This window comes from Mycobacterium gallinarum, assembly GCF_010726765.1.
GTDB lineage: Bacteria > Actinomycetota > Actinomycetes > Mycobacteriales > Mycobacteriaceae > Mycobacterium > Mycobacterium gallinarum.
In genome coordinates, this window is sequence record NZ_AP022601.1 from 1486453 (window position 1) to 1502516 (window position 16064).

Sequence of the window (16064 nt, forward strand, 5' to 3'; positions counted from 1 at the left end):
CATGGAGCGGCCGTCGGATCTGACGGCCGCGTGGCTGAGCGACGCGCTCGACATCCCGGTCACGGATTTCACGTTCGAGCGCATCGGCACCGGGCAGATGAGCGAGTGCTATCGAGTCGAGTTGACCTGCGCGTCCGGGAACGACGGGCCGTCGTCGGTCGTGTTGAAGGTGGCGGCAACCGACCCCGCGAGCAGGCAGACCGGACTGGCACTCGGGCTCTACGAGCGCGAGGTGCGCTTCTACACCGACATCGCGCCCAACCTCGGCGGCGGGCCGGTAGCGATTTGCTATTCCGCCGGCTTCGATCCTGGTACCGGCGCCTTCCACCTGTTGCTCAGTGATGCCGCGCCCGCCGTCGTCGGCGACGAACTGCGCGGCGCGACAATCGAACAGGCGATGCTGGCGCTAGCCGAGCTGGCCCGGCTACACGCACCGGCGTTCGGCGACGCATCGATGGCGCAGGCCGACTGGCTCAACCGCGATGCGCCGATGAACCAGGGGTTGATCGCCACGCTGTATGCCGGATTCCTCGACCGGTACGGCGATCGGATCGCGCCCGAGCATCGTGAGGTGTGCGAGCGCCTCGTCGGCAGCTTCGACGCGTACCTGGAGGCTGAGAGCGCCGCCGACCGGCTGATGGGCCTCGTGCACGGCGACTACCGTTTGGACAACATGCTCTTCGGCCAGCCGGAGGCAGACCGGCCGCTGACGGTCGTGGACTGGCAGACCGTCACCTGGGGCCCGGCCATGACGGACGTCGCCTACTTCCTCGGGTGCGCGCTTCCCAGCGATGTCCGCCGCGAGCACTATGACGCGCTGCTGCGGGCGTACCACGACGCGCTGGGTCCCGACACCCGAGTCAGCCTCGCCGACGTACGTGACGGCGTGCGGCGGCAGAGCTTCTTCGGCGTGATGATGGCGATAGTGAGCTCGATGCTCGTCGCGCAGACGGAACGTGGCGACGAAATGTTCATGACAATGCTGTCGCGGCACGGCGACCACGTGCGCGACACCGGCGCGCTGGATATGCTGCCGGACCCCTCCGAAGGCACTGCGGCGCAACCGCTCACGCCTGATCCCGCCGATGAGCAGGCCCACGCCGCGGGCGCCGAGCCGCTGTGGAGCGAGAGCTGGTACTTCGACTTCGCCGACCCACAGCAGGGCATCGGCGGCTGGGTGCGGCTGGGGCTGATGCCCAACGAGAACACCACCTGGGTGAACGCGCTGTTGTGCGGTCCGGACATGCCGACCGTCGCCCTGCTGGATTTCGAGAACACCGGAGCCATCGACCTGGCCCTGGAGGCGACCGAGCCGCTGCAGACCTACACGGTGACGGTGCGGGGGAGCGCACAGGCGTACGACGATCCGTCCGCGCTCCTACATGGTCAGCCGGGCAGGCCGGTCGAGGCCACGATGGAGTTGATCTGGACGACGGTCGGCGTGCCGTACCAGTACCGGATCACCCCGCGATACGAGATCCCGTGCGCAGTGTCGGGCACGGTGACCGTCGACGGCCGCGAGTACGCGCTGAACGCCGTTCCGGGCCAACGCGATCACTCCTGGGGAGTGCGCGACTGGTGGTCCATGGACTGGGTCTGGAGCGCACTGCATTTCGACGACGGCACCCACGCCCACGGCGTCGATCTGCGGATACCGGGTGCCCCGCCGATCGGCATCGGCTACACCCAACGGCAGGGCGAGCCGCTGATCGAACTGCAGGGCGTCAGTGCGGAGGCGACGTTTGCGGACAACGATCTGCCTGCCACGACCACGATCACGTACACGCCGGGTGACCTCGTCGCGACCATCGACATCCGTGGACACGCGCCGGTTCTGCTGACGTCACCCGACGGGCGGATCAGCCACTTCCCGCGTGCATGGGCAACGGTCACAACCGCCGACGGTCGTAGGGGTGTCGGCTGGGTGGAATGGAACCGCAACCTGCCCAGCGCTTAATCCCGCGAGCGACCGTGTTTGTGCGGCGACACGCCGTGCAATGCGTGCATTTTGAGGTCGCTCGCTGAGCGGGAGCACCCTAGCGCGGCGCGTACATGATGATGCCGACGCCGGCCAGCGCCACCACGGCACCCGTGACGTCCCAGCGGTCGGGGCGGAAGCCGTCGGCGACCATGCCCCACAACAGCGAGCCGGCGATGAATACGCCGCCGTATGCGGCGAGCACTCGTCCGAAATGCGGGTCGGGTTGAAACGCCGCGACGAACCCGTATGCGCCTAATGCGATGACACCGGCACCGATCCACGCCAGGCCGCGATGCTCACGGACGCCCTGCCAGACCAGCCACGCTCCACCGATTTCCAGGACTGCGGCGAGGAGGAACAACGGGATCGATCTCAGCACCATCACGACTCTCAGCCTGTCGCGATTGACCGCAAAATGTACGCAGGACACGGCGCGTCGATGTACAAACACGGTCCTCCCGACTGCGTGTGGGCCCACGCGGTGGGTAGCAGCCTTGTCAAACCAGGTGGGCGCTGTCGTCGTCGAGGTCGTCACGGTTCAGGCCCATCGGCGTTGCCGCGGGCACATCGCCGGCGGCGACCACTTTCCGGGTGATGGGCGTCAGGCCGCGGAACAGTGCCTCGACCTCGTCGTCGGTGAGCGCGTCGAGTGCGGTGAGCGCCAGTGTGTCGGTGTTGTCCTCGATGCGCTGTTTGAGTTGGCGACCCTGCGCGGTGAGCTCGTCGTGGTCGTCGAGGAGCCCGCGCCGCAACAATCTGTCGCGATGATGGGCCCATTGATCGTCGTCGTAGTCGCGGCTACGCATGATCATGTCCTTCGGTACCCGGCCGGCCATCGCGTGCAGGACGTTGCAGTCGCGGCCGGAGACGCCGAGCGACGTCAACACCGCAACATGCCCGTCGCCGCGCTGTTCGCGTAGCAGCGTCGCGGCATGCCACAACTTGGCCAGCGGTTCGTCGGGCCAGTCGAGTGCCAGGTTGGCCGCGAACAGCGGACGGCCGTCAAGGGGAGCGCTGCGCGCAGCCTTGGCGGCGAGGTCGGCGACCATGGCCAGATCGTCGTCGGCGCCGACGCCGTAGCGGCGCAGCGCGTCGACCGCCGATTGTTCGCGCGCCCGCAGGGCGTCGGCCGGCGGAGCGACCTCCCACCCCGCGGGCAACGCCTTCGCCACGCGTTGCGGAGCGAAGTTGTAGAAGATCGCCGTCACCACGTCGGCGGGCACCACACCGAGCGGCGCCGAGCGAGCGGCGAAGTACCCCATCCAGAAGCCCCGATATCCGAGCCCATCGAGGGCGGCGCGAGCTTCCGGCGCGAAGTACGTCACGGCGTGTACCGGTTCGATTCGGTCGAAGAAGCGCCGCGCGAGCCTGGGGTCCCTGTCCATGACCCCAGTTAACCATTAGGCCTCTGTCTGGCCCGGGGGCGAAAACTCTTCGGTCACAGCGGATGCCGCCTCGTCGATGATCGCCCGCATGGCACGTTCGGCGGCGGCCTCGTCACGTAGCCTGATGGCACGCGCGACCTCGTCGTGCAGCGCGATGGCGGCGGGGTTCGGGATGTCGGGCATCATGCCGTGGTGGGTCCGGCCGGTGAGCACCTCAGCGACCACACCGTTCAGGGCGCGGAACATCTCGTTGCCACTGGCCTCGAGCATCGTCTGGTGGAAGATCTTGTCGGCCAACAGGTATGCGTCGAGGTCCCCAGACCGTCCATGCACCACCATGTCCGAGACTGCGGCCGCCATGATGCGGCACTGATGAGGGTCGGCTCGCCGCGCGGCGAGCGCCGCCGCCGCGGGTTCGAAGCCTCGCCTCAACTCCGAGAGTGACAGCAGCTGTGCGGCCTGGTCGCCCGACTCGAGCCGCCACCGAATCACGATGGGGTCGAAGACGTTCCATTTGCTCGCGGGCTGAATCGTGATGCCCACCCGGCGGCGGGACTCCACCATGCCCATGGACTCGAGTACCCGAACCGCTTCGCGCACGACGCTGCGGGAGACACCGTGCTGCGCGCTCAAGCCGTCCAGCGTGATGACCTGACCGGCCGAATATTCACCAGACACGATCGCGGTGCCCAGAGCGGAGAGCAAACCCCCGTGCAGAGCGCCGACGATTGGTTGAGACACCACCTATACATCTTGTCATAGACTTTGCTGACGTTATTAAAAACATACGATTGCGAAAGATACTTGCAATCGTATGATCATTGAGGCATGCTGTGTGACGTCAAGCACAACGGGGTAGGTGGAGAAGATGGCGTCACCAATCGTCGCAATGGGCGTCTCGGGTTCGGGTAAATCAACTGTTGGAGCGGCGCTGGCGCAGCGCCTTCGGGTGCCGTTCGCCGATGCCGACGACTTCCATCCGCCGGCCAACATCGCAAAGATGACCGCCGGTGAAGCGCTGAATGACGACGACCGGTTTCCCTGGCTGGAAGCCATCGGGGAGTGGCTGGCCGAGCGCTGCGACTCCGGCGGTGTGATGAGCTGTTCAGCCCTCAAGCACAAATACCGCGACCAGCTCCGCCGCCACTGCCCTAATGTCGAGTTTCTCCATCTGAGCGGCACACCCGAGGTCATCGCCAAGCGCCAGGCCAGCCGGCCCGGCCACTTCATGCCTGCTTCGCTGCTGGCCTCGCAGTTCGAAACGCTCGAGCCTCTCGGCGATGACGAACGCGGCCTAGCCATCGACGTCGACCAGAGCATCGACACCATCGTCGACACCTACGTCTCTCAAACCGCAACGCGCACAACCGAACAGGAGTTCTAGTGGAAGCGATCGAACCGGCATACGGCACCGCCACGCTCTTAATCATTGCCGCGGTGGCAGTCGCCGTCCTGCTGTTCCTGATCATGAAGGTGAAGCTGCACGCGTTTGTGTCGCTCGTGTTGGTGAGTGTGCTGACCGCACTGGCTGCCGGTATCCCCGTCGGCGACGTGCCCGACGCGCTGTCGTTCGGCTTCTCCAACACCCTTGGCTCGGTGGCCCTTCTGGTCGGCTTCGGCGTCATGATCGGCCGGCTCCTCGAAGTCACCGGCGGCGCACAGGTTCTCGCCGACACACTGATCGGCAGGTTCGGTGAGAAGCGTGCACCGTTCGCACTCGGCATCGCCGCGCTGATCTTCGGCTTCCCGATATTCTTCGATGCCGGTCTCGTGGTCTTCCTGCCGATCATCATGACGGTCGCGCGGCGCTTCGGCGGCTCGCTGCTGCTGTATGCCTTCCCCGCCGCCGGCGCCTTCGCCGCCATGCACGCGATAGTTCCGCCCCATCCAGGACCGGTCGCCGCGGCGGAAGCCCTCGAAGCCAACATCGGGCTGACGTTGCTCGTCGGAACGCCCATCGCCATCGCATCCTGGTATATCGGCGCCTATCTAGTCTCCCAATTCATCGGACGCCGTGTACATGTCGACATCCCCGAGGCACTGTTCGGTCCGATGAACGGCGGCCGCGAAATCGCCACGGATACCGATGCCGACGGGGACAGCGACGGCGTCAGCGTTGGTGCGGGTACAGGTCAGACGGTAACTCAGGCACCCGCCCGTAAGGCGCCGGCCTTCGGGACAGTGCTCGGCATATTGCTCCTGCCGTTCTTCTTGATCTCGTTCAACACCGTGCTCAAGACCCTGACAACCGCAGGAGTGATCGAGGAAGGTACGGCTTGGGCCGAGTACCTGATGCTGCTCGGGAACACGCCTGTCGCATTGCTCATCACGGTGCTCGTGGCCACGTTGGTGCTGGGCTTGCGCGGCCGGTCGATGGCCGCGGTGAGCGATATTTTCGACAACGCCCTCGGTCCGATCTGCACCGTCATCCTGATCACCGGCGCCGGCGGCATGTTCGGTGGCGTGCTGCGGCTGAGCGGCATCGGAGATGCGCTGAGCAGCTCACTCTCGAATCTGGGGATGTCCCTGATATTCCAGGCGTTCATCATCGCCACGTTGCTTCGCGTCGCCCAGGGCTCGGCGACCGTCGCGATCACGACGACGGCAGGCCTTCTTGGCGCCGCGGCAGCTGAGGCGAGCTTAGGCAGCTTTCATCTCACGCTCTTGGTGGTCGCCATCGCTGCGGGAGCCACCGTCCTCTCGCACGTCAACGATTCGGGTTTCTGGCTGGTGAGTCGCTTCTTCGGGATGGACGTGAAGACGACGCTGAAAACGTGGACGGTGATGGAGACGACGCTCGGCGTCACCGCCTTTGTGATTGCCCTGGCGCTGTGGGTCCTCACCTGACCCGAAGCGACGTCAGGCCTTGAGGACCTGAGTTCCGCCAGCGAGCTCGTCGTGCTTGCCCTGCTTGGTCGGGCTGCCGTTGATGGTCACCGCGATGATGATGATCGCGACGACTCCCAGCAGACCGCCGACGAAAGGAATGATCGGCAGCAGCGTCCACGAGTTGCGGATCGCCGACTGCGCGGGCGTCGGCTTGGGTGCGCCCCCCGGACCGTGGACGCTGAGGCCGAGCAGCTTCTTGCCGGGTGTCGCTCCGATGGAGACCTCGAACGCGACGAAGTACACGAAGGTGAGCACGCCGGTGAACAGCCCCGTCGCCCAGAAATTCGACAAGGTGTCGGTGAGGAAAATCAGCGCATAGCTGACGATGGCGACCAGGATGCCGTCGATGACTCGGGCGAGCCAGCGCCATAGCAATCCACCGGGCTGCTGACCCCCGACGGGTGGGTAGGCGCCTTGCTGACCGAATTGGCCCGGCTGAGGGTTGTAGTCAGGTGATGTCATCTCGCACTCCTCGCGTCCGCTGCGCGGAAGGCGAATCCAACCGCGGGGATGGTGGAGTCAATCTACAACTGAATGTCGCGCGAACGCGCCTGTTCAGCGCACGATGATCATGAATTCAGACGCTTGCGTTCCTGCTTGATCTGCTTCCGCGCCTGCTTGACCTGTTTGCGGCCCTGCTTGCGTGCCGTGTCGGCGAGACCCGTTGCGCGATCGCGTGCGGTTTCAGCCAATTCCGGCGCACGGTCGCGGGCGACCTCTGCCAATTCCCAGCCGCGATCACGCGCGACATCGGCAATCTCAGCGCTGCGCCTGCGCGCCAGGTCCGCGAACTCAGGTCCCCGCTCGCGGGCAACGTCGGCGATCTCGGCGCTGCGCCTGCGCGCCAGCTCGGCGAACTCGGGTGCACGCTCGCGAGCGACGTCAGCGAACTCGGCGCCGCGCTTGCGCGCCAGCTCGGCGAACTCGGGTGCACGCTCGCGAGCGACGTGAGCGAACTCGCGGCCGCGTTCCGCACCGATCTGCAGGCCGTGACCGACCTTCTCGGCGAGTGGGCTGTCGGCGAGCGCTCCACCGGTCGCCGCACCGACGGGCAACGCGGCGCTGACGGCGTCGGAGACCTTGTGGGCGGCGCGGCGGCCGCGCCATCCGAGTGAGGGTTTGCCCTCGGTGTCGACTGCGGCGATGATCAGCCCGCCGATGAGGCTGATGTCGGTGAGGAAGGCGCGACGCTCGTCGGCCTTGCGCTGGGGATCCGTCTCATTCCAGAAGGTGTGTCCGCCAAGGCTTCCCGGCACCACGCTGGCCGCAAGCGCGGCCGATGCCAGCCGGGGCAACTTGCCGCTGGCGAGCAGTAGGCCACCGCCGATCTGAACCGCGGCGTTGACCCGGGCGACGGTCTCGGCGTTCGACGGGACATTGGTACCGACAGGGTCGGGCAGCTTGCTCAGCCCCTCGAGCGTGGGACGGGCCGCATCGGCGGCGGGCTTGGGGCTACGCAGGGCATCGACGCCGCGGGCGATGAAAGCCGCAGAAAGCATGGGACGGGCAACACGTCGGATCAACATGGCCACCGTGTTCCCCGGGCAGGGTCGTCACAAACGTCAATAGGTGGCGTTCCGCAGGTCCCTGTCCCGCAGAGGCAGCGCGTACCAGAACACGATCAGCGCCACCAGTGTGCAACCACCGGCGATCCAGGCGCCGGTTCTGCCGACCACGCTGTCGAAGATCACCACAGCGACTCCGGACAGCGCTATGCCCAGCAGCATGATGCCGACTTCGGCGTATCTATGGGAGACCGCGACCAACGTCTCGAGTCGGTGCCGACGGAAGAGCACGCGATGCATGCTGACGGGCGCGACCAGCAGCACTGTCGCGCCGAGCGAACAACCGACCGTCACCAAATAGACGATGCGCATCACGACATCCAGGTCGGCGAAGCGCGGCTGAAACGGCAGGATGAGCAGGAACCCGGTGAGCAACTGAACGCCGGTCTGGGCCACTCGCAATTCCTGCAACAGACTCGACCAGTTGCGATCCAGCCGTTCGGCTTCCGTTTCGTCGCGCTCCCCACGCCCCTCGTCGGTGCCGGGATGTTCGCTGGTCACGACTGCATTGTCCCACCGCAACCCGGGATCTACGACCGGTTGGCACCATGCCACGGGGTGACAACCACCGGTCGGTGCGCACCACGAACTCATCGGCGTAGCGTCGGCGTCGTGGCCCTCGTCGCTGGCATCGACTCATCCACCCAGTCCTGCAAGGTCGTCATCTGCGACGCCGACAGCGGTGCGGTCGTCCGCTCGGCCAGCTCGCCGCACCCGGACGGCACCGAAGTCGATCCGCGGTGGTGGTGGTCGGCTCTGCAGGAGACGATCACGGCCGCGGGAGGCCTCGATGACGTGTCGGCGGTCTCGGTCGGTGCCCAGCAGCACGGCATGGTGTGTCTCGACGGTGCGGGCGCCGTCGTACGAAATGCCCTGCTGTGGAACGACACCCGATCGAGTGCCGCCGCCGACGAGCTGGTGGCCGAGCTGGGCGCTCAAGAGTGGGCAAAGCGCATCGGCGTGGTCCCCGTCGCCGCGATCACCGTGGCCAAACTGCGTTGGCTCGCCGATCACGAACCCGCGCATGCCGATGCGACGGCCGCGGTGTGCTTGCCGCACGACTGGCTGACCTGGCGGCTGAGCGGTTCGACTGACATCGCCGATCTGCGCACCGATCGAAGCGACGCGAGCGGAACCGGCTACTACTCATCGGAGGCCGGCACCTATCAGCTCGACCTGCTCGAAACGGCGATGCGAGGTCGACGACCCCACGTCCCGACGGTGCTCGGCCCTGCCCAGGAGGCGGGGCGGACGTCGACCGGCGCGGTGCTCGGGCCCGGTGCCGGGGACAACGCGGGGGCGGCCCTTGGACTGGGCGCCGAGCCCGGTGATTGCGTGGTCTCACTGGGCACGTCGGGTGTCGTGAGCGCGGTGGGTGACGTGGCGCCGCACGATCCCGACGGGATCGTGGCGGGCTTCGCCGATGCAACCGGGCGCCAGTTGCCGCTTGTCTGCACGCTCAACGGCGCCCCGGTACTTGCCGCGGTAGCCACCATGCTCGGCGTGGACTTCGACGAGTTGGACCGGTTGGCGATGTCGGCGGAGCCCGGTGCCGGTGGGTTGACGCTGGTGCCGTATTTCGAGGGTGAACGGTCACCGAACCTGCCGTCGGCCGCGGGGGCGATGCACGGGATGACCACCCGAAACCTCAACGCCGCCAATATTGCCCGCGCCGCCGTGGAAGGCCTGCTCAGCTCGATGGCCTACTGCATCGACAGAATCACCGAACACGGCGTCGACGTCAATCGCATCATCCTGGTAGGCGGGGGAGCGCGGTCGGGGGCGGTGCGTCACATCGCGTCCGCACTGTTGGGGGCACCTGTACATGTGCCCACACCCGCGGAGTACGTCGCGCTGGGCGCCGCTCGCCAGGCGGCATGGACACTCGCGCAAGACGACTCGCCGCCGGCATGGTCGTTGGGGATCACGAAAACCTACACGGCAGCCCCGACACCGCACGTCCTCGATCAGTACCGCGCCGCGCAACCGTTGACGCTTGGGCAGTGAACTACACGTGGGAACAGCTGGCGGACAACGTGGTCCGATGTCGCCTGCCGTTCCTTGACGTGACGGTCGGGGTGATCTGGGGACGGCTGGGCGCCGCGCTGATCGACTCCGGATCCACCTTGACCGAAGCTCGGGCGATCCGCGCCGATGTCGAGCAGATGACGGGCCGCGAGGTGAGCCACGTCGTGTTGACTCACCACCATTTCGACCATGTCCTGGGATCTTCGGCCTTCGACGGTGCCGCCGTGTATTGCGCGCCCGCGGCCGCGACGAGCATGACCGACCACTCGGAGCGCTTGCGCTCAGAGGCCCTGCAGTACGGCGCGAAACCGCGCGAGGTCGACGAGGCTGTCGGTGCGTTGCGGCGACCACAGCACGAGGTGGAATCGGACGTCATCGATCTCGGCGACCGTGTGCTTTCCATCAGTCATCTGGGCCGCGGCCACACCGACCACGACCTGGTCGCGGTCGTCGAGGGCGCCGAACGCCGCGTTGTCTTCTGCGGCGATCTCATCGAAGAGTCCGACGATCCTGCGATCGACGGTGGCTCCGATACCGCGGCATGGCCGGGCACTCTAGAACGACTGCTCGAAGCCGGCGGCCAGCACGCCGTCTACATACCCGGTCACGGCGCGACGGTGGATGCCGGTTTCGTGCGCTGCCAACAGCGGTGGCTCGCGAACCGTGTGACGAAGTCAGATCCGAGACTGTGATGTAGGTCATTGCTTGACCAGCCCTAATTAGGTGACCCTTACCGTTCGTCTTGCTTACGAATGGCTGGAGGTGCCATGAGGGCCGACCTCGAATTCGCGTATGACCTGACGCTCGACGAGGCGCGACGCCGCGCCACAGTCCTCGAGGCGATCGGTGACGAGTGGGATCCCGTAGCTGTCATGACCGAGGAACAGCGGGCGGAAGAAATGTTGTATTCCGATCTCGACGACGAACAGCAACGGATCTACGACGATCTTGTTCGCGCTGGCGTCCTGCCTGATCGGAAAGTGATCCATGCTGCCGATTGATCCCACCGCCGACCGGTCACGACGTGCCTGGCTGCCCTGCCCGTGTTGCGACCACGCCACCACATGCGTGGAGTGCCATAAGCGCAAGAATTGCGCCGTCCATTGGCAGTACCTGCTGAGCAATAAGGGCACGGTGGTCCACCTGCAGTGCTCTGACTGCGGCTACCTGTGGTCGACCGATACGCGGAATCGAGCGCGGCGACGTCGCGCGGCCTGACCGCTAGCCGCCCGCTTCGGGGCGAGGCCAGCGCGGCCGAGGCAGCGCCTGTCCCGGCGGTGGCCGCATCCGGTCCAGCACGGCTCGCAGCGGTGGCCAATCGGCGCGGCCACGGCGTGTCACCGCGTACGCGGTCAGCACTGCTTCGGGCGTAGGCAGCGGCAGCACCTTCACACCTCGACTGGTCGGTCGCCCCATGGGCAACAGACCGACCCCGAACCCCGCCACGATCAGGTCTTCGACAAGGTCCAAGCTGTCGATCTCGTGCGCGATGCGCGGCGCGAAACCGGCGAGCGACGCCAAGGTGCGAACAGCGGTCTCGTCAGCTGTGTTGCGGGAGTTGACAATCCACGTCTGGTCCGCGAAGGCCGCGATATCCGCGGGTCCGTCGGGATACGTCGAGGGGACAGCCAGCCCCCACGTGATCGACCAGAGCGCCTCGGTCTGAAGCACCTGGTTTGGCGAGGCAGGAGCCAGGTTGTAGTCGTAGGTGAGTGCCAGATCCAGATCGTCGTCGGTCAGCAATGCGAAGGCTTCGATGGGTTCGTACTCGCTGATCACCAAGTTCACGTCCGGGTACTGTGCGGCGAGGTCGGCCACGATCGGCAGCAGCGACACCCGGATGCCGGTGGCAAATCCGCCCACGCGCACCGTGCCCGACGGCTCGGCGTCGGGATCGAGATCCAGTCGGGCGCTGTCGATCGCTGCGAGGATCGTGACGGCGTGGTCAGCCAGTCGCAGCCCGGCGGGAGTCAGCCGCACCCGACGGCCGTCGGGCTCGATCAGCTGTGCTCCCGTCTCCCTGGCGAGCGCGGCGATCTGCTGCGACACCGTCGATGTCGTCAGGTGGTGCGCATCGGCCACCGCCCGCATCGAGCCCAGACGGGAGAGCGACAGGAGGAGTTGGAGCCGCCGGGTGTCCACCGCACGATTGTTCACGATTCGTGAACAATCGTGACCATTTAGGCCTGGTTGCGGGGAGGCCGCCGTCGGTAGGGAAGTGGTCCGGAAAAGAAAGCGCGGCACGCGAGCGACGGGGGGACCGCTCGCGTGCCGCCTCACTGAGTGGTTCAGCTGCGACCATCTCCGCGGCTGCGACCGCCGCCCTGCAAGCCATCGGGGGCGTGACTCTTCGGGGTACTGGTCACAGCACTCTGAAAGTAAGCCAGGCCGATAAGAAGAACCTGTCGACCGGCTAGGAAGTTCCTGTGTACAGGCCTGCGTCGAGATTCTGAGATGCCGCCGTGACGGTTCGTCGGTCAGGAGCCGATACTATCTGGATCCCAACAATACTGCAGTGCAACGCAATTGACTTCGACTTGACTCCCGCTGAGTTCAAACTCCTTGAAACCAGCCCGCGTACAACGTCGCGGCGAAGGTCATACAGAGCGCCAATGCCACACACAGGTCACGCCAATGTCCATGAGGCAACGTACACGCATCAGCACGGTCTGGAAGTAGTAGCGGCTATACGGAGGTTCGGTGGCGAGTGTTGAGCAAGCGGATCCTCCGGATTGCCGAAGATCTTTGAGCCGCATTCCACCCGTGCCCTAGATGGCGCGATGCTGCGCGTGGAGATCGTTCTCAGAAGTAGCATCCCAACGAAGTCGTACGCGATCGTAATGTTCTGTTCAGCAACACTATTCATGACCCACCGCTCTGCCCACGCTCACGCAGGAGGCGCCCATAGGAAACTAGTGCAACATCCGAGTACCAAGAAATATTGATCACTGTCGACGATGACTTGGGCGATTGCTCCTGTCGTCGAGGCAAATTCACATGGGAGTGTCAAATGTCGACAAATAGTTCTCCGGCGCGCCGCATCATCGGACGGGTGGCAGCCGTGGCCGCAGCGACCGGCGTGCTCGCCGGCTTCGGAATGGCAACTGCGACTGCGCAACCGCCGCCGTGCCCCCCAGGGGCCCCATGCGTCGGCGGCCCAGGTCCGGGCGGCCCAGGTCCGGGCGGCTTCGGTCCCGGCGGTCCCGGGCTTGGCGCTCCGGGTTTGCCACCGCCGGGACCTGGTATGGGGCCGATCGGACCAGGCCCGGGCCTGCCGCCGCCGCCGCCTCAGCCGTGTCCACCCTTTGTTCCGTGCCCACCGAGATGACAGGAAGTCAGAGCTTTTCGAACCCGCACTGATCCTGGATCACCTTGCCATGCAGTCCGTCGCGCGGATGTCGCGCGACGGACTGTTTGCGTCAGCGCATGCAAGATCCCGGCCCCAACAGGACACAGCTAGCACCTAGGGTATCCATCGAGAAGTCCAATACTTCGCTCCTAGCATTCGGGTTGGCAAACCACGCCGCACGAAAAGGGAGCTGAGGGAATGAATTTCAAACGAACCGTCGGGGCGTCGATACTGGCTGGAGGCGTCGCCATCGCTGGAGTGCTGGGTGTCGGACTCGGCTCCGCGACCGCGCAACCCGCTGGCTGCGGGGCACCGAACTCACCGGCCTGTGGGCCCAATCAACCTGGAAGGCCCAGCCAACCCGGAGGGCCCAATTGGCAGGCGCGGGGCATCGACCAGGGTCGTCAGGATCACCAGCCATTCAACTGGAATGGCCAGCAGGTGACACCGATCCCGGCCGGGAACGGTCAGGGATGGTGCTTTTGGGCTCTCGGACAATGGATTCCGCTGTGACAGTGCTGGGCTGAGCACAGCACACAACTCGTGTTATGCGAAACGGCCACGGCTACTGGAACAGAGTTCCGGTAGCCGTGGCCATTTCATTCGCACGCTTTCTACGGTCGCAGTTCAGGCGTGCGTGCGCTGGTCTACCGGACGACCTTCGGTCTCGGTAACAGTTCCGGCGATTATTCACGATTCGCGAACGGTATGTCCATGAAAATCACGTGGACGTGAACGGTTCCGGTCCCGTTCAATGCATGTGTGACCACAAACCAGGCGCGCACCGGGGCCTTCATGGCGTTGGGTTCGATGCTCTGCGTCCAGTTGGGTCTTGCGATCGCGGTGACGCTGATCGACGACATCGGAGTCGAAGGCGCGGCGTGGCTGCGGCTGGCGTGGGCCGGCATCCTGCTGCTGCTCATTGTGCGGCCGAAGCGTTCGGCGTTCACCCGGTCGAGCTTTCTGATGTGCGTCGTGCTCGGCGTGGTCACTGCGGCCATCACGCTGCTGTTCATGGCGGCCCTGGACCGGATTCCGCTGGGCACGGCCAGCGCCATCGAGTTCCTCGGCCCGCTGTGCGTCGCGGTGGCTCATGGCAAGGGCAGGCACCGCTTCGTGTGGCCGGGCCTCGCCGCGGTCGGCGTGGTGTTGCTGACCCAGCCCTGGGCGGGCGTCATTGACCCCGTCGGTGTCCTGTTCGCGCTCAGCGCGGCGGTGTGCTGGGCCACCTACATCCTGCTGACCCAGCGCGTCGGCGATCAGGTCGCGGGCATCAGCGGACTCGCGGTGTCGATGCCCGTCGCCGGCCTGGTGGCCACCGCGACGGTCGGACCCGCGGTGTTCGAGCGGATGACGCTCGAAATCCTCCTGATCGGCATCGGTCTCGCGATCCTGCTGCCGGTGGTGCCGTTCGCGCTGGAACTGTTGGCGCTACGCCGCTTGACGACGGCCGCGTTCGGCACGCTGATGGCGCTCGAGCCCGCGTTCGCGATGATCGTCGGCCTCATCGTGCTGCATCAGATGCCCGGTATCGCGGGGGCGGTCGGGATCACCGTCGTGGTGGCGGCCGGGATCGGCGCCGCCCGTAGTGGGGCGCGCACGCCGTCGCCCGTGCCCGCCGAGGTGAACTCCTAGCTACGCTCGTCGTATGGCAAGCGGATTTTACGGTTCACCGATCGTCGGCCTCATGAACAAGATGTTCGTCGCGCTCATCGATGCGCCCCTCGTCGGACCGGTGGTGCGGCGCGGCATGATCAACATCCGCTATGTCGGACGACGTTCCGGCAAGACCATCGAGACCCCGATCGGCTACCGGCGCACCGACGACGGAATCGTCATCAACGTGATGTCACCGGACAACAAGACGTGGTGGCGCAACTTCCTCGGCGACGGCGGCCCCATCACCCTGCTGAAGTTCGACGGCAATGACCGTACCGGTCACGCCGTCGCCAGCCGCGACGCCAACGGGCGCGTGTCGGTCGCCGTCAAGCTCTAGTCAGCCCTCGAACCTCTTGCGTCGCAGCAGTGTTCCTGCTGCCAGCAGAATGAGGCTGATCACCAGGATCGCGGTCGCGAGCACGTTGATCTGAGGCGGCACCGCGGCCTTGACTGCCGCGTTCACATACAACGGATACGTCACCGTGGATCCGCTGACGAAATACGTGATGATGAAGTCGTCCAGCGACAGCGCGAACGACAACATCGCCGCGGCAACGATGCCCGGAATGATCAGCGGCAACGTCACTTTGAAGAACGTACGCAAGGGGCTGGCGCCGAGATCCATCGAGGCATCCTCCAGGGTCCAATCAAAGCCACGGACCCGCGCCCGCACGGTCATCGCGATGAAGCTGACCTCGAAGGCGATGTGTGCAATAAGGATCGTCGTGTATCCCGCGGCCCAACCGAAGTCGAGGAACAGCGTCAGCAGCGCGGCACCCATCACGACTTCCGGAGCGGTCAGCGGAAGGATCAGGAAGGTGTCGACGGCCTTCTGCCCCCGCCACCGTTGCCGAACCAGCGCGATCGCCACCAAGGTTCCGAGCACCAACGCGACCGCGGTCGAAATGGCCGCGACCTCGAGACTCAAAATCAGCGCTTCGGTCAGCGGTGGAAACTTGAACGGGTCGGCCCAGTTTTCCAGCGTGAAACCCTGCCAGGTGTAGTTGAACTTGCCTGCGGGTTTGTTGAACGAGAACAGGATGATCACGAAGATCGGCAGGAACAAGTAGAGCAGCACCAAGCCGGCGACCACCCGCAGCAGGAGATCGCCCCACCGCGGATTGCCCTTGACGGTCTTCGCCGGTTTCGGGCTGGTGGCCGACTGGATGGCGGCAACGGTCATCGAAGCCTCCTTGCACTGAACGCAC

16 protein-coding genes are annotated in these 16064 nt (G+C 65.7%); 8 read left to right on the forward strand and 8 right to left on the reverse strand.

Annotation, left to right across the window (positions count from 1 at the left end):
* The first annotated feature begins 1 nt into the window (after window position 1).
* Window positions 2-1957 carry an ecdysteroid 22-kinase family protein gene (locus G6N42_RS07410; protein ID WP_232076501.1) on the forward strand — a complete coding sequence of 652 codons (1956 nt, stop codon included), beginning with the start codon at window positions 2-4 and terminating at the stop codon, window positions 1955-1957.
* Window positions 1958-2036: 79 nt separating this feature from the next.
* Here the strand turns inward: G6N42_RS07410 and G6N42_RS07415 are convergent, their stop codons facing one another.
* The 3 genes from G6N42_RS07415 to G6N42_RS07425 form a co-directional block, all read right to left on the reverse strand.
* Window positions 2037-2363, reverse strand: a complete 327-nt coding sequence (locus G6N42_RS07415; RefSeq protein ID WP_163737118.1) for a YnfA family protein — start codon at window positions 2361-2363, stop codon at window positions 2037-2039.
* A gap of 115 nt (window positions 2364-2478) precedes the next feature.
* The gene (locus G6N42_RS07420; RefSeq protein ID WP_163727978.1) at window positions 2479-3366 is read right to left on the reverse strand and encodes an SCO6745 family protein; all 888 of its coding nucleotides are present in this window, start codon (window positions 3364-3366) and stop codon (window positions 2479-2481) included.
* A 15-nt stretch (window positions 3367-3381) separates the two neighbouring features.
* The gene (locus tag G6N42_RS07425; RefSeq protein ID WP_163727980.1) at window positions 3382-4110 is read right to left on the reverse strand and encodes a FadR/GntR family transcriptional regulator; all 729 of its coding nucleotides are present in this window, start codon (window positions 4108-4110) and stop codon (window positions 3382-3384) included.
* 124 nt (window positions 4111-4234) lie between these two features.
* Between G6N42_RS07425 and G6N42_RS07430 the strand changes: the two genes are divergently transcribed.
* Together G6N42_RS07430 and G6N42_RS07435 are read left to right on the forward strand one after the other, a co-directional pair.
* Window positions 4235-4750: a gluconokinase gene (locus G6N42_RS07430; protein ID WP_163727982.1), complete on the forward strand. Its 516-nt coding sequence runs from the start codon at window positions 4235-4237 to the stop codon at window positions 4748-4750.
* Window positions 4750-6213, forward strand: a complete 1464-nt coding sequence (locus G6N42_RS07435; protein ID WP_163727984.1) for a GntP family permease — start codon at window positions 4750-4752, stop codon at window positions 6211-6213. The genes G6N42_RS07430 and G6N42_RS07435 overlap by 1 nt, the downstream gene beginning before the upstream one ends.
* Before the next feature lie 12 nt (window positions 6214-6225).
* Here the strand turns inward: G6N42_RS07435 and G6N42_RS07440 are convergent, their stop codons facing one another.
* From G6N42_RS07440 to G6N42_RS07450, 3 genes are all read right to left on the reverse strand, one after another.
* Window positions 6226-6717, reverse strand: coding sequence for an RDD family protein (locus G6N42_RS07440; protein WP_163727986.1), 492 nt, complete (start codon window positions 6715-6717; stop codon window positions 6226-6228).
* A gap of 107 nt (window positions 6718-6824) precedes the next feature.
* Window positions 6825-7781 carry a DoxX family protein gene (locus G6N42_RS07445; RefSeq protein WP_163727988.1) on the reverse strand — a complete coding sequence of 319 codons (957 nt, stop codon included), beginning with the start codon at window positions 7779-7781 and terminating at the stop codon, window positions 6825-6827.
* A 36-nt stretch (window positions 7782-7817) separates the two neighbouring features.
* A complete protein-coding gene (locus G6N42_RS07450) occupies window positions 7818-8321 on the reverse strand; it encodes a DUF6328 family protein (protein WP_163727991.1) in 504 nt (167 codons plus the stop codon).
* Window positions 8322-8432: 111 nt separating this feature from the next.
* Here G6N42_RS07450 and xylB point away from each other — a divergent pair, with 111 nt between their 5' ends.
* From xylB to G6N42_RS07465, 3 genes are all read left to right on the forward strand, one after another.
* Window positions 8433-9827 (forward strand): xylulokinase, encoded by a 1395-nt coding sequence (xylB, locus tag G6N42_RS07455; RefSeq protein ID WP_163727994.1) that lies wholly within the window; start codon window positions 8433-8435, stop codon window positions 9825-9827.
* A complete protein-coding gene (locus tag G6N42_RS07460) occupies window positions 9824-10540 on the forward strand; it encodes an MBL fold metallo-hydrolase (RefSeq protein ID WP_163727997.1) in 717 nt (238 codons plus the stop codon). Before xylB ends, G6N42_RS07460 begins: the two co-directional genes overlap by 4 nt.
* A 75-nt stretch (window positions 10541-10615) precedes the next feature.
* Complete coding sequence (locus G6N42_RS07465; protein WP_163728001.1) at window positions 10616-10849, forward strand: DUF6400 family protein; 234 nt, start codon at window positions 10616-10618, stop codon at window positions 10847-10849.
* A gap of 220 nt (window positions 10850-11069) precedes the next feature.
* On the opposite strand, the gene G6N42_RS07470 is transcribed toward G6N42_RS07465, so the two are convergent.
* Window positions 11070-11990, reverse strand: a complete 921-nt coding sequence (locus G6N42_RS07470; RefSeq protein ID WP_163728004.1) for a LysR family transcriptional regulator — start codon at window positions 11988-11990, stop codon at window positions 11070-11072.
* Window positions 11991-13959: 1969 nt separating this feature from the next.
* Here G6N42_RS07470 and G6N42_RS07475 point away from each other — a divergent pair.
* Window positions 13960-14832 carry an EamA family transporter gene (locus tag G6N42_RS07475; RefSeq protein WP_163728007.1) on the forward strand — a complete coding sequence of 291 codons (873 nt, stop codon included), beginning with the start codon at window positions 13960-13962 and terminating at the stop codon, window positions 14830-14832.
* 13 nt (window positions 14833-14845) lie between these two features.
* Window positions 14846-15193, forward strand: a complete 348-nt coding sequence (locus G6N42_RS07480) for a hypothetical protein (protein ID WP_163728010.1) — start codon at window positions 14846-14848, stop codon at window positions 15191-15193.
* Here the strand turns inward: G6N42_RS07480 and G6N42_RS07485 are convergent, their stop codons facing one another.
* Window positions 15194-16039, reverse strand: a complete 846-nt coding sequence (locus G6N42_RS07485) for an ABC transporter permease (protein ID WP_163728013.1) — start codon at window positions 16037-16039, stop codon at window positions 15194-15196.
* Window positions 16040-16064 lie beyond the last annotated feature (25 nt).